This is a genomic window from Bradyrhizobium nivariense (genome assembly GCF_029846695.2).
Taxonomy (GTDB): domain Bacteria; phylum Pseudomonadota; class Alphaproteobacteria; order Rhizobiales; family Xanthobacteraceae; genus Bradyrhizobium.
Genome location: NZ_JARWCR020000005.1, coordinates 51787 through 67915, shown reverse-complemented (window position 1 = coordinate 67915; position 16129 = coordinate 51787). Strand labels below are relative to the sequence as shown.

Sequence of the window (16129 nt, the reverse complement as noted above, 5' to 3'; positions counted from 1 at the left end):
AGTTCTGATGTCACGCAGCCCCTTGATCGCCCGCACGGTCCCCACCTTGCGACGCGCCGTCGACAATCTTCGCAAGCGAAAGGCCACGATCGCGCTGGTCCCGACCATGGGGGCGCTCCATGACGGCCATGTGTCGCTGGTGCGCCTGGCCAGGCGGCGCGCGAGCCGCGTCGTGGTGTCGATCTTCGTCAACCCGACCCAGTTCGCACCGACCGAGGATTTTGGCGCCTATCCGCGAACCTGGAAGGCCGATCTCGCCAAGCTCGCCGCCGAGGACGTCGATATCGTCTGGCACCCCGGCGCCGAGGCCATGTATCCGGGGGGCTTTGCGACCCGCATCGTGCCGGAGGGACCGGCGCTGGCCGGCCTCGAGGACCGCTTCCGCCCGCATTTCTTCGGCGGCGTCGCCACGGTCGTCGGCAAGCTGCTCACGCAATGCCGGCCGGATGTCGCGATCTTCGGCGAGAAGGATTTTCAGCAGTTGCGGGTGGTGGCGCAGATGGCCCGCGACCTCGACCTCGGCGTCAAGGTGATCGGCTCCCGCACCGTGCGCGAGCGCGACGGGCTCGCGATGTCCTCGCGCAACGTCTACCTGTCGCCACAGCAGCGGCAGACCGCGACCACGCTGTACCGCGCCATGAAGGAGAGCGCCGGGCGCATCCGCGCCGGCGAAGCGGTCGCCGCCGCAATGGCGCGCGGTGCCGCGATGATCGCGGCGGCCGGCTTTGAGCTCGACTATTTCGAGGTGCGCCATGCCGCGACCCTGGTGCCGGTCACCTCGGGCAACGACGGCCCCTTGCGAATCCTGGTCGCGGCCAAGCTCGGCACGACCCGGCTGATCGACAATATCGCGGTTTAGAGCAATCCGAGATCACGCAGCTCGCGCCGCATCGGCTCCGGCATCGCCGCGATCGAGCCGGCGGCGGACTTGCCGAGATCGGGCGGCACGGAGTCGTCGGCGAGATAGCGCCAGCCCTGGAACGGGCGCATCGGTCGCGGCAACACCGGGATCACCTTCGGCTGCATCACGATCCGGCAGCGTCCGATGCCGTCCTTGTCGCGGAACGGCTCGATGCCGATGATCTTTTCGCGCGCGGCGACCTCGCCCTTGATCACCCAATAGAGCGACCCGCCCGACAGGATCTCCGAGTCGCGCTTGGGCACCATGCGGGTGATGTGGATGTGATGTTGCGGCAGACCCTTCTTCTTGGCGGTCCGCATCCGCTCGGCGGTCCACTCCTTCAATTCCTTGATGGAGTCGCAGCCGACGGCGAGCTTGATCAGATGTAGTGGCATGCCCCAGCATTAGCCGGGCAGCCACGCATTTGGAATGCCGATTTACTCTTTATCCGCAGCCGGGGGAGCCGCGGCCGGCGGCGCGAGCGGAACCGGTGCCGCCACCGGCGCCCGTGCAGCCTTCGGCGCAGGCGGCTTCTTCGCGGCCTGTGCCGCGGGCGCTGCGGCCTGTGCCGAGGCCGCTGCCGGGGCGCGCGGAGCCGGCGCGGCCGCTGCGTTTGCGGCGGGCGCCGTCTGGCGCGTCGCAGCCGTCGGCGGCTCCGGATTCATGATGCTGACCGGCGGCGTCGACGAGGCGCTCGGGAACTCCGCATTGGTCGGCTTGCCGGTCGGCATCGACGGCGGCAGTCCGGCAAGCGCGGCATTGGCCGGCAACGTCGCGGGCGCATTCCAGCTCGGCGCGTAGCGCGCGATCATCGTGTCGTAGAGATGGGAATCCATATTGGCAGCGACCTGCCGCTGATCGGTCAGCGAGCGGAAGGCCGCGCAGTCGAACCGCGTGCAGCCCTCGCGCGCGACCAGCACCTGCGCGACCAAACCATAGCGATCACGCTCCAGCGATTTCCGCAGCACCTTCATGTCGAGCGTCAGGCTCTTCTCGGCCGTCGCGGCATCGCCGAGCGCCATCAGCCGGTCGATCCTGGCTGCGGTGGTGGAGACGGCTGCCGCCGCCGCGTCAGGCGCGCCGAACAGCGCCTTCTCGCAGCCAATGGCCACGGCATCGCCGGCGAGATCGTCGAGACAGGACAGCGCCGGCAGGCTCGCGGTAACAGCGGCCTGCGCGCGCGCCTCGGTCGGCGTGGTCTGCCCGGCCGGTCCATCGACGCGCACGGTGGCAGCCAGCGCGATGGCAATGGCGAGCAGTGAAATGACGGCCAGCGCGCCGTTGGCGACCGACCTCTCGGCACGCAGCAGCGTAACCAGCAGGATCAGTCCGAACAAGCCGGCAGCCGCCAACGTCATCCACATGGGAAGGGGCGGCGAGCGCCAGATTTGGTCGAGCGACGAGGCCCATGCCCAGTTCATGCGCGACGTCCCCTCACGCGAGCAGAGAGCGAATGGTCAAAGCGAGCACCGAGAGTCGGCAACTGCCCCCGGCCCACCTTGTGAAGGTGAAGCGGGCCTTTTGACGGCGGCAGGATGCAATTCCGCGGGACGCGCCAATGCGCGGATAGCGTCGGCCTTCAGGACAGCGCGAGCTGGCTTTCCTTGGCGACGCGTTCGAAGGCTTCGGTCGAGCTCTTGATACGGTACTGGCAGTCGTCGCCATCCGTCGGCAGCAGGCGGATGACCTCATACGAGCCGCTGGCAGCAGGGCGTGCGACATTGCTGGCCGTGAACAATACACGCGCGCCAATAGGGAATTTGTGCTTCAACACCCTCTCCATCACTCAAACAACGCCTGCCACGCCCATGGTCCCACTGCGTCGGCCGGCCGGAAACCCGGCCGCTATATAGCATGCGGCCGGCCTTTTTGGCCAGCAGTATACCGCTATGGCAAGTGCCAATTTTGCAGCTATTTCAGAGTGATGCCGCCGGCCGGTGATGCCGTGGAACCGGTTCCTCAGGCGGTATGGGGCAAATGGCCGTCGGGGCTGGCGTGGTCCACTGCCTTGGGCAGTTCCTGGGCCAGAATCTGGCCCAGCTGGTCGACCGGGATGTTGTAGCGCGCAGCCAATTGGCGGACGGTATCGCTGCCGAGCACGCTGCGGAGCTGGTCGGCCGAGATCGGCAGGTTCTGGCCATTGCCGAGCCAGGATTTGACCTGGTCACCGAACCCCGCCTGCTGGAGTTTTGCGACGATCGCGCCGAGGCCGCCCTGATTGTTGCTGCCGAGCACCTCGTTCAGCACGGCCGGCAACACGGCTGCGCCGAGCTGGCCAAGCGCGCTGCGGAGCGCCGGGTTGTTCTCCAGCGAGTCCAGGATTCCCATGATGTCCCCTTTCCTTGCCGATCATTCGACCGATTGAGCGCCGCCGGCTTGCTCGACGTCAAGCGACGCCCGATCACAATCATGCGTTAAGCGAGCATGATCTGATCGGAAAACCGGTCTCCACTTTTCCGGATCATGCTCACACGTTCTCGAACTTTTCGATGACAAGCATTTCGGCGAGCCCGTCCCGGGTCCATTCCTGGAACGCCGGCAGCGCCAGCATCGTGTCCATGTAGGCCTTGGTCTCCGGCGTGACCTCGATCGCGTAGGTGCGGAAGCGGTGCACGACCGGGGCAAACATCGCATCCGCCGCGCCGAAGCGCCCGAACAGGAACGGTCCATTGGCGCCGTAGCGCGTCCGGCACTCGCGCCAGATCTCCTGCACGCGCGCGATGTTGGCGTCGGCCTCCGCCGACAGCGTCACCGGGCGCACGGGGCGGTGCAGGTTCATGCCGCATTCGTTGCGCAGGGCCATGAAGCCGGAATGCATCTCGGCGCACACCGAACGGGCATGCGCGCGGGCAGCGACATCGTCGGGCCACAGCTTCTTCTCCGGGTAGCGCTCGGCGATGTATTCGATGATGCTGAGCGAATCCCACACGGCGATGTCGCCGTCGACCAGCACCGGCACCTTGCCGGCGCGGCTGAAGGCGAGGATTTGCTCCTTGTCCGCGGGATTGTCGGTGTAGAGCGGGATGACGGTCTCCACGAACGGAATGTCGTTGGCGCGCAGCGCGAGCCAGGGCCGCATCGACCATGACGAGTAGTTCTTGTTGCCGATTGCGAGTTTCAGCGCAGCCATGTCAGCAGCCATGTCATCAGTCCTTTCCGAGACGTCTTGAAGCGAGCTGCTTTTAACGCCATCGCCTGCCGCCAATCAATCGTTGCCGCACCTCGCCATGCGTGGCAATCGTTGCGATCTTCGCCAGGAGACGGACATGAGCAGGCATTGGGTCGACATCACCGCCGTCGGCTTCTTCATCATCGAATGGCTGGTCTACGCGCTGACGCTGGAGCATTCGGCCTATGGCCGCGACAGCCTGTCGGCGCGCATGAACCGCTACCGCGAGGTGTGGGTCCGCCGGCTGCTCGACCGCGACGCGCGCATGGTCGACATGCAGATCATGGCCTCGCTGCAGAACGGCACCGCCTTCTTCGCCTCCACCAGCCTGATCGCGCTCGGCGGCGCGCTGGCGCTGCTGCACGCGACCAACGACGCCATTGCGATTCTGGGCAAGCTGCCGATCGACCTCAGCACCTCGCCCGCGCTGTGGGAGCTGAAATGCGTCGGCCTTGTGTTGATCTGCGTCTACGCCTTCTTCAAATTCGCGTGGTCGTACCGCCTGTTCAACTATGTCGCGATCCTGTTCGGCGGCATGCCGCCGGCCTCCCAGCGCGGCACGCCGGAGGCCGAAGCCCACGTCTTCCGCACCTCGCGCCTGTTCGAATCCGCCGGCCGCCATTTCAACCGCGGCCAGCGCGCCTTCTTCTTCGCGCTCGGCTATCTCGGCTGGTTCGTCAGCCCGTGGGTGCTGTTCGTGACCACGGCAGCCGTGGTGATCGTGACATGGCGGCGGCAATTCGCGTCGAGCGCGTGGGCTGCGATGGCACCGGAGGTGGTGGCGGATGGTGATGAGGCGCGGAAGCGCGGTCCTCAGAGCTAAGGAGATGGAGTGCTGCACGGCGCTCGCTTCATCGTCATTGCGAAGTATCGGTCCCGTCATCCTGAGGCGCGAGGCATGGGACGCAGCGCGTCCCATGCGGAGCCTCGAAGGATGCACGGCCGGGATCCAGCCGGGCCGTCGCCCTTCGAGGCTCGCTCTACGGCGCACGCGCGCCGCAGAGCGCGCACCTCAGGGGGACGGTGATTGAGCGGAGATCGCGGCAACATCAGCTTCATTCTCACAGCAGACATACCTTCCCGTTCTCGCGACTGATTTCGCCCGAGCTTTGCTTGATCGCTCCACCCTCAAATCCAAGAGGGTGCAGGGAAGGCCGGGTGCCGGCTGGCACCCGCGGTCCGCTGCGCAAAAGCACACGCAGAAAAACCGCACAGCAGCATACAGGTGTAGCCAAATCACTCGGCCTTCCCTGCGCAGTGGTTGGACGGCTTATGCCGTGCTCTCCCGGGAGCCGAGTTCGTTTTGGCCTCCCTCGCCCTCACAGAAGTCGCCGGCACCGCACCGGTTGGCGCGAATGCCGCATCCGCAAAGGCTTGACCGTAGCAACGACGGCCAGGACCACACGGTTTTGCCGTACGCACGGCTCGCCATTTCGCCGCAGTTTTTCCAGCCCTGTCGACGGAGCCGAAAACTTACAGACGAGACGAACCTGACAGCGTCGCTCGTCGGAACGAAGCCTTAGGGCTCACGGAGAGCAATCCGCCCTGCCCTTGGCCTCTCGCACCCGAACGCTGCCGCGTCCACCGCAAGCCCGGCTCGCGAACGTGACGACCACAAGATCGCCCCTCAAGGATGAGCCGGGATAGGCGACGCATACGCCAAAACCGAATTTCGGTAAAGTGGAATATTTTTACGGCGACGGATTGACAGCAGAGCGACACAGCAAGAGTCCCGTAGCCCACGCGAGAGTTACCCGCCGAAATCCCGCGGCGAGAACGGCAGGTCCATCACCTTCCATTCCCCATACTTGTCGGCCGGCAGCATCTTGTAGGGCTGGCAGGCCTGGAGCGCGCTCATTGCGGACTTCACGAGGGCCACGCCCTTCGCGGACGGCGGGGCTTCGATCAGGATCGGCTCGCGCGCCAGCATGCCGTCGGTGGCGAGCACCGTGCGCAGCTTGATGTGGATGTTGTCGGTCGGCGCGAGGCCCGCCGGCAGTTTGGCGCAGCTTCGCAAGTGACGACGCAGCTCGGCGATGACCTCGGCCGGCAGCTTGGCTGCGATTGAATCCTTGGCATCGCCGCCATCGTCCTTGGGGGCGTCTTTCGGCAGCTCCGGCGGCAATTCCGGCGGCAGGCCCAGCATGACGCCGTACTTGACGGTGACGTCAGGCTCCGGCGCCTGATAGGCCGGCGGCGGCGCGGCCTCTGGCTGCTGCATCGCCTGTGGCAGTGGCTGCGGTGCAGGTGGCTGCGGCGTCGGGGGCTGCGGCGTCGCCTGAGGTGGCGGTTGCGGCATCGGTTGAGGCTGGGCTTGCGGCGGTGGCTGTTGCGGCTGTGCGTTGGCCTCGCTCGGCTTTGGCGAGGGCTGCGGCTGCGGTTGTTGCGGCTGCGCAGGACGTTGCGGCTCGGGCGAGGCCTGCGGCGCCGGTGACGGCGATTGCGATGGCGCCGCGGCCTGCTGCCTGGCCCCAGACTTCGTCGCCGCGGCCGCCTTGTCCTTGTCGGTGAAATCCAGCTTCGGCAGTTTCAGGTCAGGGGTCGGCTCCGGCGGCTTCTCCTTGAGCTCTTGCTTGGCCTTCTCCTCGGCTTTGGCCTCCTCCTGCTTCACCTGCTCCGGCGTCACGATGCTGACGGAAACCGATTCGGGCGAGCTGGCGTGAAACGGATGGACTTCGCTGATCACGATGATCAGCGCGACCAGCGTCAGATGGGCGATCGCCGACGCTGCAATATCCGTCCGTATGATCTTCCGCAGTTCCATCGCCTGACTTCGCGTTGCCAAGCTGGTCCTAGCATAAGGCAGCCCCCTCTCAATCCCATTTTGGCGCGAAGCCGAAATCGGTCAGGCGGCCCCTGGGATTGGCCAGCGCGGCGATTTGGGCCATCTCGTCGTCCGAAAGCTCGAAATCGAAGATCTCGATGTTTTCCGACAGACGTTCGACGCGCGAGGTGCGCGGGATCGCAGCGACATTCTGTTGCACCAGCCAGCGCAGGCAGACCTGCGCCGGCGTCTTGCGATGGAGACGCCCGATTTCCGCGAGCATCTGGTCGGTCTTGATGTGCCCCTTTGCGATCGGGCTGTAGGCGACCAGCGCGAGCGCGTGCTGGTCGCAGGCCGCCCTCACCTTCGCCTGGTCGAGGTAGGGGTGGTATTCGACCTGGTTGCAGACCAGCGGCTCCGGCGACAACGCCACCGCCTGCTCGATCAGCGCCACGGTGAAATTGGAGACGCCGATGTGGCGGGTCAGGCCCATGCGCTTGGCATGCGACAGCGCCCCCAGAGTCTCCTCCAGCGGCACGTGCGAATTGGGCCAGTGCAACAGCAGGAGATCGACGGAGGGAAGCCGTAGCTGAACCAGGCTCTCCTTGACCGAGCGTTCGAGATCGTGGGGCGCGAAATGATTGGTCCAGACTTTTGTCGTGACGAAGACGTCGTCGCGGCGCACGCCGGAGGCGCGCAGGCCGTCGCCGACCTCGCGCTCATTGTCGTAGACCTGCGCGGTGTCGATGTGGCGATAGCCGAGCCGCAGCGCCTGCTCGACCACACGCGCGCACATACGCCCGCTCAGCTCCCAGGTCCCCAGCCCGATCGCCGGTATCCTTGCGTCATTGGCCTCGACGAACAGCATGAGGATTCCTCTCTGTCGCGGTCGCCCCAAATCATCATCCCGGGTGCATTATGGACCCGGCCAGTCACAGTGCCAACGGAAGCCGCAGCCCGCGGACGGGTTATTCAGCGCAATGCTAACGGGAGGTTGCGTCAGGCTTTGGCGAGCGCCTGGAACACCGTATCCGGCGCATGCGCGATCACCGCAAGCAGCGCGCGGGCCGGTCCCCGCGGGGCGCGCTTGCCCTGCTCCCAGTTGCGGATGGTCTCGACGGGAACGCCGAGCTTGGCGGCGAACTCCATCTGGGTCAGGCAGGCGCGGCGGCGCAAATCGCGCACCGCGAGCGAGCTGGTGTCGCCCGGGGCGGCGCTGGCCGCAGGCTGGATTGGCAAGGGCTGGATTTGAAAGGGCTGGATCGGAAGCGGCTGGACAGGAAACTCTTGCCCGTCCCGCACCTCGACGATCCGTCCGTCCGCCTTCAGCCGCACACGCATGCTCATTCCCCCAAGCAAGGCGATGATGCGGCAGATCGCTTAAGTTCGGATTAAAGATGATGGCCAGTAGCCCGGATGGAGCGCAGCGCAATCCGGGGCGTCTCTCGAGCCGACGCAGCGGCCCCGGATTACGCTTCGCTCCATCCAGGCTACGGATTTCAACAGCTCCTACCTCAGCCCGAACCACAACGTCGCGATGCCGAGGAAGGCGAAGAAGCCGACGACATCGGTGACCGTCGTCACGAACGTGCCGGAGGCCACGGCCGGATCGGCCCTGACACGTTCAAGCGCCATCGGGATCAGGATGCCGCCGAGCGCGCCGGCGAAGAGGTTCACGATGATGGCGAGCCCGATGACGATGCCGAGGCCCGGGATCCTGAACCAGGCCACCGCGGCGATGCCCGTGATCACCGCAAAGGCGAGGCCGTTGACGAGGCCGACCAGGCCTTCGCGCATCACCACGCGCCAGGCATTGGAGGAGCCGAGCTCGCGCGTCGCCAGCGCGCGCACCGCGACCGTCATGGTCTGGGTCGCGGCATTGCCGCCCTGGCTTGCGACGATCGGCGCCAGCACGGCGAGCGCCACCATCTTCTCGAGCTGGCCTTCGAACAGGCCGAGCACGGAGGATGCCAGAAAGGCGGTGGCGAGATTGACCAGCAGCCAGTTGAACCGCGCGCGTGCAATGGTGAACACGGTGTCGGACAGCTCTTCGTCGCTGTTGACGCCGCCGAGCGCCTTGAGGTCCTCGTCCGCCTCTTCCTCGATCACGTCGACGACGTCGTCGACCGTGATGACGCCGACCAGGCGGTCCTGGGTGTCGAGCACGGGGGCCGCGACGAGATTGTACTTGCCGAACATGCGCGCCACCTCCTCCTGGTCCTCCAGGACGGAGACGCGGCGGCGGTCTTCGTCGGTCAGCTCGGCAAGCGCCACCGGGCGGCGGGCGCGCAGCAGCACGTCGAGCGAGACCGCGCCCTGCCAGTGCTGGTCCTTGTCGACGACGTAGATCTCGTAGAAGCGATCGGGCAGGTCAGGCGTCTCGCGCATGTAGTCGATCGCCTGGCCCACGGTGAAGTCCTGGGGCACGGCGATGAACTCGGTCTGCATCCGGCGGCCGGCGGAATTTTCCGGATAAAGCAGGCTGCGCTCGAGCACGACGCGCTCCTTGAGCGGCAGCTTCTCGAGGATCTCCTCCTGCTCGGCCTGGTCGAGGGTTTCCAGCAGCTCGACCGCGTCGTCGGATTCGAGTTCGCGGACACCTTCCGCGACGGTCTCCGGCGGCAGCTCCTCGAGGATTTCCTCGCGTACGCCCTCATCGAGCTCGTTCAGCGCGGAGAAGTCGAAATCGCGCCCCGTCAGCTCGACCAGGCGGACGCGGTCGTCGGGCTCGAGAGCCCCGATCAGATCGCCGAGATCGGCCTCGTGCAGCTCGGCGACGCAGGCGCGCAGCGCGGCGCTGTCGCCGGCCTCGATCGCATGGGCAATTTCCTCGACGAATTCGTGACGAATTTCGCCGTCTTCATTGCGCATCGGCACGTGGTCGAGTACCGAATCCGCGGCAGATGCGGCACCGTCCATATGTTCATCCATGGCGCGCCTCGCCGTTTGACAGGTTGGAACGAGTGGTCTGAGCTGATGGTTCAGGCAATACCCACAAGGCAACTCTGAGCGCAATGACAAAGATGCTTCGACTGAGGTGGGGCTCGATGGCGGCAGGCGCAGCCCTCGCCGCCCTCACCGGGATCGCCTCGATTGAAGCGGCCGAGTGCCCACGCAAGGATGCGCTCGGCACCTCGCGCATCCTGAGCGTCGACGCCAAGACCACGCCGCGCGTGGGCCTGAAGAGCTTTCCGCAGACGCTGGCCCTCGCCGATCACGAGGTCGTGCTGACCTTCGACGACGGACCGCATCCGCCGACGACATCGAGGGTGCTGGCGGCGCTGGCGCAGGAATGCGTGCGCGCGACCTTCTTCCTGATCGGCCTGCACGCCTCCGAACACCCTGACATGGTCAAGCGCATCGCCCGCGAGGGCCACAGCATCGGCCACCACACCTTCTCGCATCCGTTCATGGCGCGGATCCCGTTCGACAAGGCGAAGAGCGAGATCGACCGCGGCATTGCCGCCGACGAGATGGCGCTGCACGGGACGTCGACGACGACCCCGTCGACGCCGTTCTTCCGCTTTCCCTATTTCGAAGCCACGCCAGCCGAGCTCGACCTGCTCCAGTCCCGCGGCATCGTCGTGTTCGGGGCTGACCTCTGGGCCAGCGACTGGAACGAGATGACGCCGGAGCAGGAATTGAAGCTCGTCACCGAGCGCCTCGCCGCCGCCGGCAAGGGCATCATCCTCTTCCACGATCCCAAGGCACGCACGGCCGCGATCATGCCGGCCTTCCTGCGGTATCTGAGGGAGAACGGCTATCGGCTGGTTCACGTCGTGCCGGCGGGCACATCACAGAAGAATGCCGACGCGCATTGATGCCGGAATGTCACGCCGGCGCAAAATGGGGTGATTTTGGCCCTATTAACAGTCTGTTCATGCTACGCCATGCAAGTATCAAGGGGACTTGTCATGGCAAGGGTTCTTGGCATGGGTTTTTGGCAAGGGCTCTTGCACCTGAACCGTTTCCTGATGTCTCCGACCTACTATGGCGGCAATCGCGTAAGAGGGCAGACGGGGTTCATGATCGGAAGTAGCGTTGTTGTTCGGACGCGATCTTGGATCGTCCTTTGCCTTGGCGGATTCCTTGGTTTCCTGACCATCGGCGCGCCGGCGGCCGTTGCGGCCGACTGCCCCGGCCATCCGAACGCGCTCGGGACATCCCGCACCCTCGTGGTCGATCCGCACGAGCATCCGCGCATCGGCACCATGCAGTACCGCGAGACGCTGCCTCTGAAGGATCATGAGGTCGTCCTGACCTTCGACGACGGTCCGCTGCCGAAATATTCCAACCAGGTGCTGCAGATCCTCGCCGACGAGTGCATCAAGGCGACCTTCTTCATCATCGGCGAACAGGCCAAGGCGAACCCGGAAGGCGTGCGCAAGCTGGTCGCGGCGGGCCACACCGTCGGCACGCACAGCATGAACCATCCGCTGACGTTCGACCGGATGCCGCTCGAGAAGGCGGAGACCCAGATCAACGGCGGCATCGAGTGGACCTCGGCCGCGATGACCGATCCGTCCAAGCTGGCGCCGTTCTTCCGCATTCCCGGCCTGATGCGCGCCGAAGGTGTCGAAAACCTCCTGATCTCGCGCGGCATCCAGGTCTGGAGCGCCGATTTCCCGGCCGACGACTGGCGCCATGTGTCGCCCGATCGCGTCTATCAGCTCGCGATCCAGCGGCTTGAGGCCAAGGGCAAGGGCATCCTGCTGCTGCACGACATCCAGGCCCGCACGGTGGCGGCGCTGCCGAAGATCATCCGCGACCTCAAGGCGCGCGGCTATCGCATCGTGCATGTGGTGCCCGCGACCGCCGAGCGGCCGGCGACGCCGACGACGCCGGTGGAATGGTTGCTGCATCCGCCGACCGAGACCACGCCGATCGCGCGCTGGCCGGCCGTGCCGAATTTCGTGTTCGTGCAGACCGCAACGCTTCCGGCGCCCGCGCTGGCCGACCTCAACGCGCAGACCGAGCATCAAACGCTGCTGCCACGCAAGACCATGGCACTGGCCAATGTCGCGGCCAGCCTGCCTGTGCCCGGCCGCGATCTCTTTGCGATCCCTGAGGGCTCGGTCGAGGTGCTGCTGTCGACGACCTTGTCGCGGCGCGCCGCAACGCGGCTGGCGATGGCAGCCGAGACGCCTCGTGCGGCCAAGGGCAAAGCCGGCAAGTCACGCGCTCCCCGCACCGCGCACGCTGCTCATGGCACACCGAAGCATGCAGCAGAGGCCGACGGCGCTGCCCCCAAGACCACTGCCCCCAAGAGCATTGCCCCCAAGGGCACTGCCCTCAAGGGCACTGCGCCGCGCCCGACCCGCGTGGCGAGCCTGAAGAAGCGCGCGCAGTAGAGCCCTACTGCCGCATGATGTTGGCGACGCAGAGCAGCACGATCAACGCCAGGAAGAACAGGTCCATATAGGATTTGAGCTCGCCGTCGCGCCGCAGCCGCGCGACGTCGGCCACGACCTGCTTGCGCACACTCGTTCCGCCCGCGCCGGCATTGATCGGGGCCTGAAGGCGCTTGGTCTCGGCCTCCAGCTTCTCGATCTTCTGGTAGAAGTAGAACGCGCGCAGCGTCGAGGCCGCGCGCATGCCGGTATAGACCAGCACCAGGATCGCGATGATCGCCCGGTTCTGATATTTCTCCATGAAGTTCAGGCTGAAATAGACCATCGCCATGAACGCGAAGTTGGTCACGAAGCGATAGACGAAGCTTAGAAAGACCATGCGGGCTCAAGCCTTGAAGGGTGGCGCAACCGGATCGTGTTGCGAATGCGGGGATCAGGGGCCCAGACCGGAACAACCGGGCTGGATGCCGTGCAGGCCCGTCTACGCCAATTTTGTTTCAACAAAGATACTATCGCCCCTGCAATTGCCGCCTTTTAGCCACGCGCGGCCACAATGCAAGCCGGAGTATGGCCGTCGGCCCGATCCACGCCGGTGGGGCGCAACGGCTCAATGGAGATTTGGCGGAAGCCGCGATAGACTACCGCCGCCACATGTGGGGTCTGCCGATGCCGAAGAAGGGAATCACCGGCCACGACGACTGGGTTCTGACCGAGGCGCTGGCGACTGCGCTGGTCGCGCTGGAGCAGCTCGAAAGCAAGCACCAGCCGAACGCGCATATGGACGACATCCGCAAGATACTCTCGAACGGCAAGGAGCCGGCGGCGGTGAGCCTGCACCTCGCCCAGGCCAAATGCCGGCTGTTTCCCGACCTCGATCCACTGGAGATCTACCGGGAATACGGCATCGGCGAGGAATATGGCTGAGGGCGCGTTGACCGGCCGAACTTAGGGTCCGCCCGCGACCGATCCCGCGATCACCATGACCAGCGCGGCAAGGTCGATCTTGCCGTTGACGATCAGCTCCTCCGAGCTTTTCAGATCGTCTCCGTCCTGAACCTTGAGCGATTGCGGCCGGTTCGCCGCCTGCCGCTGCAGTTCGCCAATGATGGCTTCCTTGAGCTTCTCTTCCAGCATGGACTTTGTCCTCAGGCCGCCATCGCACGGCAGGATCGTGCGCAGGAGCGGCACATGGCGACACACTCGTCCATGCCGCCGATCCGCTCGCAATCCTCGGCGCATTCGGTGCAGATTTCGGCGCATTCGCCGCAAATATGCCGGTGATGCGGCGTGTTGATCAGCATGAAGTGCGCCGCCGTCCGGCACATTTCGGCGCACGCCATCATCAGCCGGAAATGCTTGGGCTCGACGTGCCTGCCGCCGGTCTCGAGGCAATGGTTCATCGCCGTGCCGAGGCATGTCTGGTAGCAGCTCATGCAGAGCGCGATGCAGCGCGTCATGTCTTCAGATTGAGCCATCCGTTTTCTCTCCAGTTGCGCGTCAGCCGGCGCCGCACAACCAAGATCAGGCAACGCCCTTCGTTCCCGGAACGCGAGCACGGTCATTTTGGATTCGGATCGGAAAGGCCCGCACCGGGCTCGCGGAGCTGTCCGCTCCGCGCCAGCCGGACCGCGTTGCCCAATGCGCGCGCGGCGTTCTGCACCTGTTTCTGGAATTCGCCGTCGTCATCGAGCGCGCGGTGCGAGGTGGCGTATGGCTCCATGTAGCCGACATAGCCGTCGAGCTCGGCGAAGCGGCCCGCCGAGATCAGCTGCATGTCAGTCAGCCAGTCGGACAAGGCGCGGCGCACGCCCTCGGCGCCGACGGCGTCGCCGTGAACGACGAGGCCGAAATGACGGCCAGCGAGATGGCGCGGATACGGCCAGCCCTTCAGCTCCAGCGCCTTGGCCTCGTCCGCCTTCTTGCCGTGGGTCGAGGTCGGATCGGGATTGCCGCCGTCGGCGCAGACCATGCGGTCCATCATCGCCTTGAGCCCGGCGGGCACGTGATACCAGTTCACCGGCGTCACGATCAGGATGCCGTGGGCCGCGACCCACAGCGGATAGATCTCGTTCATCCAGTCGCCGACCTGCCCCAGCGAATAGTCCGGATAGCAGCTGCACGGCCAATGGCAGAGCGGCATCGCGGTTCCGACGCAGGACTTGCAGGGATGGATATTCTTGCCGAACTCCGAAGCGAGGCGCGACAGATCGAGGATGTCGATGGCAAACCCCATCTCGGTGAAGACCGGCTCGGCGAGCTTGACCAGACGCCAGGTCTTGGACATTTCGCCGGGACAGGTGTGCTCGCTGCGGGCCGAGCCGTTGATGATCAGGATGCGCGGGGTCTCGTCCGCATCGTCATGGCGTCGCTGTGCCGCCAGGATTTGCGCGCGCGCATCGAGCCAGTCGACGGCGATGTCATAGTCGGGATCGGAGAAGCCGGCGCCCGCCTTGCGCGTCAGCGGGGCCTTGCGCGAATGGCTGTAGGCATCCCAGGCCGCGCCGACGATGGCATCGAGCTCGCGCTGGAGCGGTGCAAAGGCGGGATCGACAAACTGGCTTCTGTAACGCCGCTCGAACGCCTCGCGCGACAGCTTGACGGGCGGCATCCCCTTGCGAACGTCGGCTTCCGTCATGCTGGCTCCTGGCGAAGTCGGACCAGACCGACCAACCCGGGGCGCAGCGCGCGGTTCCTCGTTGCGCTAGAGCATCATCGGTTCTGATTGAATCAGAACCGAAGCTCGTCACGGTCCTCGTCTCGGGTAGACGGGCGTGCTCAGCCAGTCCGTCAGGGTCGAGGTCATTTCGTTCTGCCTGGCGCGGCGAAGCAGCAGGTCGCGCTCCTTGCCGGGCGGCAGGCTGCGCGCGCGCTCGCGGGCGGTTTCGGCGAACATCGCCAGCCGCTCCTGGAGCGATTGGGTCTGTTTCCTGCGATTGCGTTTGGCGGTCATTGGCTTTCACTGAGCAATTCGGGTGTAAGGAAATCGGCCCCGGCGGGAGGTCGGGCGCCGGGGCTCAGGTTTCTTGTCAATCAAGGCTCCTGCCGGTTGGGTGGCCCAGCCGGCATCATTTGCAGCTTCGGCCGCAACCGCGGGTTCCGCATTTCAATAAGTTAATGGCGCGTTTTTTTTGCTCGCGCGACCTCACCGATCGGCCGCAAAGGACCACGCAAGGCAAATCCCGCGTAGCAAATCCCGCGTACAAGCGCCGCGCAAAGCGGCGAAGCGCCGTTGACTGGCGCACTCATCCCGGTGCGTGCCGCACGTCCCGATCGGCCGCTTCTATTCCGGCGGCTGTAGCCCCGGCGACCGCAGCCACTCGGTCATCTGGGAACCGGTTTCCGCCTGACGCGCCTTACGCAATATCTCGTCGCGTGCAGCGCCGGGCGGAAGCGACTTGGCCTGCTCGCGAAGCCGCTCGGCTTCCGCGGCCAGGCGCATTTCCAGTGCATCCGTTTGCTTAACACGATGCCGCGTCAACATGAGGAGTTCTCCCTGTTCATGGGCAAAGCGCGCCGTTGCGTCTTCTCTGGTGGCTTCCATAGCCAGACCGGAGCGAAGGCTCAACGTTCCGGACCGCGAACGGTTTCTCCATGCCTGGCAAGGCATCGGAGGCAAGGCATCGGAGGCTCTACTCTTCCCGGTTGTCGCGAAGGGCCTTGATCTCCGAGCGCAACATCGCGCTTTCCATCACCACTCGGCGCGCCTCGCGCGTGGCATCATCAAGCTGATCCGCGACCACTCTGCGCTGCGCCCGGAGGGCGCGGCTCGCTTCGATCGCGCGCGCAGCGCGGGCCAGCAGGAGGTCGTTCATGGAACGACGATAGAAGCTTCGGGACGAACGCGCCTTTACGTAAGTTACGTAAACTGCTCAAAACCAGCCACCCGCTCAAAATCTTCCGCGCACGCTAACCTCGATCAAGGATCTCGGAACCCGTCGACCGGG

General features: G+C 65.5%; 21 protein-coding genes. 5 read left to right on the top strand and 16 right to left on the bottom strand.

Features of this window, described 5'->3' with window-relative positions; all coding sequences use genetic code 11:
* Positions 1 to 7 precede the first annotated feature (7 nt).
* On the top strand, positions 8 to 859 hold the full coding sequence (gene panC / locus QCM77_RS06340) for a pantoate--beta-alanine ligase (protein ID WP_279662334.1): 852 nt from the start codon (positions 8 to 10) through the stop codon (positions 857 to 859).
* On the opposite strand, the gene QCM77_RS06335 is transcribed toward panC, so the two are convergent.
* The 5 genes from QCM77_RS06335 to QCM77_RS06315 all read right to left on the bottom strand — a co-directional run bounded on the left by QCM77_RS06335 (position 856) and on the right by QCM77_RS06315 (position 4031).
* Positions 856 to 1296: a DUF1489 family protein gene (locus QCM77_RS06335; protein WP_279662333.1), complete on the bottom strand. Its 441-nt coding sequence runs from the start codon at positions 1294 to 1296 to the stop codon at positions 856 to 858. The genes panC and QCM77_RS06335 overlap by 4 nt on opposite strands.
* A 42-nt stretch (positions 1297 to 1338) precedes the next feature.
* Complete coding sequence (locus QCM77_RS06330) at positions 1339 to 2322, bottom strand: hypothetical protein (RefSeq protein ID WP_279662332.1); 984 nt, start codon at positions 2320 to 2322, stop codon at positions 1339 to 1341.
* Between the two features lie 158 nt (positions 2323 to 2480).
* Positions 2481 to 2684, bottom strand: a complete 204-nt coding sequence (locus QCM77_RS06325; RefSeq protein ID WP_007611353.1) for a hypothetical protein — start codon at positions 2682 to 2684, stop codon at positions 2481 to 2483.
* A gap of 176 nt (positions 2685 to 2860) precedes the next feature.
* The gene (locus QCM77_RS06320; RefSeq protein WP_279662331.1) at positions 2861 to 3229 is read right to left on the bottom strand and encodes a YidB family protein; all 369 of its coding nucleotides are present in this window, start codon (positions 3227 to 3229) and stop codon (positions 2861 to 2863) included.
* Positions 3230 to 3368: 139 nt separating this feature from the next.
* Positions 3369 to 4031: a glutathione S-transferase family protein gene (locus QCM77_RS06315; RefSeq protein ID WP_279662381.1), complete on the bottom strand. Its 663-nt coding sequence runs from the start codon at positions 4029 to 4031 to the stop codon at positions 3369 to 3371.
* A gap of 136 nt (positions 4032 to 4167) precedes the next feature.
* Between QCM77_RS06315 and QCM77_RS06310 the strand changes: the two genes are divergently transcribed.
* Positions 4168 to 4893: a DUF599 domain-containing protein gene (locus tag QCM77_RS06310; RefSeq protein ID WP_279662330.1), complete on the top strand. Its 726-nt coding sequence runs from the start codon at positions 4168 to 4170 to the stop codon at positions 4891 to 4893.
* 927 nt (positions 4894 to 5820) lie between these two features.
* On the opposite strand, the gene tolA is transcribed toward QCM77_RS06310, so the two are convergent.
* From tolA to mgtE, 4 genes are all read right to left on the bottom strand, one after another.
* Complete coding sequence (gene tolA / locus QCM77_RS06305) at positions 5821 to 6834, bottom strand: cell envelope integrity protein TolA (RefSeq protein ID WP_279662329.1); 1014 nt, start codon at positions 6832 to 6834, stop codon at positions 5821 to 5823.
* A gap of 49 nt (positions 6835 to 6883) precedes the next feature.
* Complete coding sequence (locus QCM77_RS06300; RefSeq protein ID WP_279662328.1) at positions 6884 to 7702, bottom strand: aldo/keto reductase; 819 nt, start codon at positions 7700 to 7702, stop codon at positions 6884 to 6886.
* Positions 7703 to 7833: 131 nt separating this feature from the next.
* Positions 7834 to 8181 carry a type II toxin-antitoxin system RelB family anti-toxin transcriptional regulator gene (relB, locus tag QCM77_RS06295; protein ID WP_279662327.1) on the bottom strand — a complete coding sequence of 116 codons (348 nt, stop codon included), beginning with the start codon at positions 8179 to 8181 and terminating at the stop codon, positions 7834 to 7836.
* Positions 8182 to 8343: 162 nt separating this feature from the next.
* On the bottom strand, positions 8344 to 9765 hold the full coding sequence (gene mgtE / locus QCM77_RS06290) for a magnesium transporter (protein ID WP_279682448.1): 1422 nt from the start codon (positions 9763 to 9765) through the stop codon (positions 8344 to 8346).
* 116 nt (positions 9766 to 9881) lie between these two features.
* On the opposite strand from mgtE, the gene QCM77_RS06285 reads away from it, so the two are divergent.
* A complete protein-coding gene (locus QCM77_RS06285) occupies positions 9882 to 10655 on the top strand; it encodes a polysaccharide deacetylase family protein (RefSeq protein ID WP_279662325.1) in 774 nt (257 codons plus the stop codon).
* A 204-nt stretch (positions 10656 to 10859) separates the two neighbouring features.
* On the top strand, positions 10860 to 12185 hold the full coding sequence (locus tag QCM77_RS06280) for a polysaccharide deacetylase family protein (RefSeq protein WP_279662380.1): 1326 nt from the start codon (positions 10860 to 10862) through the stop codon (positions 12183 to 12185).
* A gap of 4 nt (positions 12186 to 12189) precedes the next feature.
* Here QCM77_RS06280 and QCM77_RS06275 read toward each other — a convergent pair whose 3' ends face one another.
* Positions 12190 to 12564 (bottom strand): hypothetical protein, encoded by a 375-nt coding sequence (locus tag QCM77_RS06275; protein WP_279662324.1) that lies wholly within the window; start codon positions 12562 to 12564, stop codon positions 12190 to 12192.
* Positions 12565 to 12836: 272 nt separating this feature from the next.
* On the opposite strand from QCM77_RS06275, the gene QCM77_RS06270 reads away from it, so the two are divergent.
* Positions 12837 to 13109 carry a hypothetical protein gene (locus QCM77_RS06270; protein ID WP_279662379.1) on the top strand — a complete coding sequence of 91 codons (273 nt, stop codon included), beginning with the start codon at positions 12837 to 12839 and terminating at the stop codon, positions 13107 to 13109.
* A gap of 21 nt (positions 13110 to 13130) precedes the next feature.
* On the opposite strand, the gene QCM77_RS06265 is transcribed toward QCM77_RS06270, so the two are convergent.
* From QCM77_RS06265 to QCM77_RS06240, 6 genes are all read right to left on the bottom strand, one after another.
* A complete protein-coding gene (locus QCM77_RS06265) occupies positions 13131 to 13319 on the bottom strand; it encodes a hypothetical protein (protein WP_279682446.1) in 189 nt (62 codons plus the stop codon).
* A gap of 11 nt (positions 13320 to 13330) precedes the next feature.
* Positions 13331 to 13660 carry a four-helix bundle copper-binding protein gene (locus QCM77_RS06260; RefSeq protein ID WP_279682445.1) on the bottom strand — a complete coding sequence of 110 codons (330 nt, stop codon included), beginning with the start codon at positions 13658 to 13660 and terminating at the stop codon, positions 13331 to 13333.
* 83 nt (positions 13661 to 13743) lie between these two features.
* A complete protein-coding gene (locus tag QCM77_RS06255) occupies positions 13744 to 14820 on the bottom strand; it encodes a flavodoxin family protein (protein WP_279682444.1) in 1077 nt (358 codons plus the stop codon).
* A 108-nt stretch (positions 14821 to 14928) separates the two neighbouring features.
* On the bottom strand, positions 14929 to 15135 hold the full coding sequence (locus QCM77_RS06250; protein ID WP_279682443.1) for a hypothetical protein: 207 nt from the start codon (positions 15133 to 15135) through the stop codon (positions 14929 to 14931).
* Between the two features lie 330 nt (positions 15136 to 15465).
* On the bottom strand, positions 15466 to 15666 hold the full coding sequence (locus tag QCM77_RS06245; RefSeq protein WP_279682441.1) for a hypothetical protein: 201 nt from the start codon (positions 15664 to 15666) through the stop codon (positions 15466 to 15468).
* A gap of 148 nt (positions 15667 to 15814) precedes the next feature.
* Positions 15815 to 15997 (bottom strand): hypothetical protein, encoded by a 183-nt coding sequence (locus tag QCM77_RS06240; RefSeq protein WP_279662319.1) that lies wholly within the window; start codon positions 15995 to 15997, stop codon positions 15815 to 15817.
* Between the last annotated feature and the right edge of the window lie 132 nt (positions 15998 to 16129).

What these genes read in the sequence shown, in the direction of transcription:
- panC (WP_279662334.1), top strand. Translation starts at nt 8, where the DNA reads ATGTCACGCAGCCCCTTGATCGCCCGCACGGTCCCCACCTTGCGACGC.
- QCM77_RS06335 (WP_279662333.1), bottom strand. Translation starts at nt 1,296, where the DNA reads ATGCCACTACATCTGATCAAGCTCGCCGTCGGCTGCGACTCCATCAAG.
- QCM77_RS06330 (WP_279662332.1), bottom strand. Translation starts at nt 2,322, where the DNA reads ATGAACTGGGCATGGGCCTCGTCGCTCGACCAAATCTGGCGCTCGCCG.
- QCM77_RS06325 (WP_007611353.1), bottom strand. Translation starts at nt 2,684, where the DNA reads ATGGAGAGGGTGTTGAAGCACAAATTCCCTATTGGCGCGCGTGTATTG.
- QCM77_RS06320 (WP_279662331.1), bottom strand. Translation starts at nt 3,229, where the DNA reads ATGGGAATCCTGGACTCGCTGGAGAACAACCCGGCGCTCCGCAGCGCG.
- QCM77_RS06315 (WP_279662381.1), bottom strand. Translation starts at nt 4,031, where the DNA reads ATGGCTGCGCTGAAACTCGCAATCGGCAACAAGAACTACTCGTCATGG.
- QCM77_RS06310 (WP_279662330.1), top strand. Translation starts at nt 4,168, where the DNA reads ATGAGCAGGCATTGGGTCGACATCACCGCCGTCGGCTTCTTCATCATC.
- tolA (WP_279662329.1), bottom strand. Translation starts at nt 6,834, where the DNA reads ATGGAACTGCGGAAGATCATACGGACGGATATTGCAGCGTCGGCGATC.
- QCM77_RS06300 (WP_279662328.1), bottom strand. Translation starts at nt 7,702, where the DNA reads ATGCTGTTCGTCGAGGCCAATGACGCAAGGATACCGGCGATCGGGCTG.
- relB (WP_279662327.1), bottom strand. Translation starts at nt 8,181, where the DNA reads ATGAGCATGCGTGTGCGGCTGAAGGCGGACGGACGGATCGTCGAGGTG.
- mgtE (WP_279682448.1), bottom strand. Translation starts at nt 9,765, where the DNA reads ATGGATGAACATATGGACGGTGCCGCATCTGCCGCGGATTCGGTACTC.
- QCM77_RS06285 (WP_279662325.1), top strand. Translation starts at nt 9,882, where the DNA reads ATGGCGGCAGGCGCAGCCCTCGCCGCCCTCACCGGGATCGCCTCGATT.
- QCM77_RS06280 (WP_279662380.1), top strand. Translation starts at nt 10,860, where the DNA reads ATGATCGGAAGTAGCGTTGTTGTTCGGACGCGATCTTGGATCGTCCTT.
- QCM77_RS06275 (WP_279662324.1), bottom strand. Translation starts at nt 12,564, where the DNA reads ATGGTCTTTCTAAGCTTCGTCTATCGCTTCGTGACCAACTTCGCGTTC.
- QCM77_RS06270 (WP_279662379.1), top strand. Translation starts at nt 12,837, where the DNA reads ATGTGGGGTCTGCCGATGCCGAAGAAGGGAATCACCGGCCACGACGAC.
- QCM77_RS06265 (WP_279682446.1), bottom strand. Translation starts at nt 13,319, where the DNA reads ATGCTGGAAGAGAAGCTCAAGGAAGCCATCATTGGCGAACTGCAGCGG.
- QCM77_RS06260 (WP_279682445.1), bottom strand. Translation starts at nt 13,660, where the DNA reads ATGGCTCAATCTGAAGACATGACGCGCTGCATCGCGCTCTGCATGAGC.
- QCM77_RS06255 (WP_279682444.1), bottom strand. Translation starts at nt 14,820, where the DNA reads ATGACGGAAGCCGACGTTCGCAAGGGGATGCCGCCCGTCAAGCTGTCG.
- QCM77_RS06250 (WP_279682443.1), bottom strand. Translation starts at nt 15,135, where the DNA reads ATGACCGCCAAACGCAATCGCAGGAAACAGACCCAATCGCTCCAGGAG.
- QCM77_RS06245 (WP_279682441.1), bottom strand. Translation starts at nt 15,666, where the DNA reads ATGTTGACGCGGCATCGTGTTAAGCAAACGGATGCACTGGAAATGCGC.
- QCM77_RS06240 (WP_279662319.1), bottom strand. Translation starts at nt 15,997, where the DNA reads ATGAACGACCTCCTGCTGGCCCGCGCTGCGCGCGCGATCGAAGCGAGC.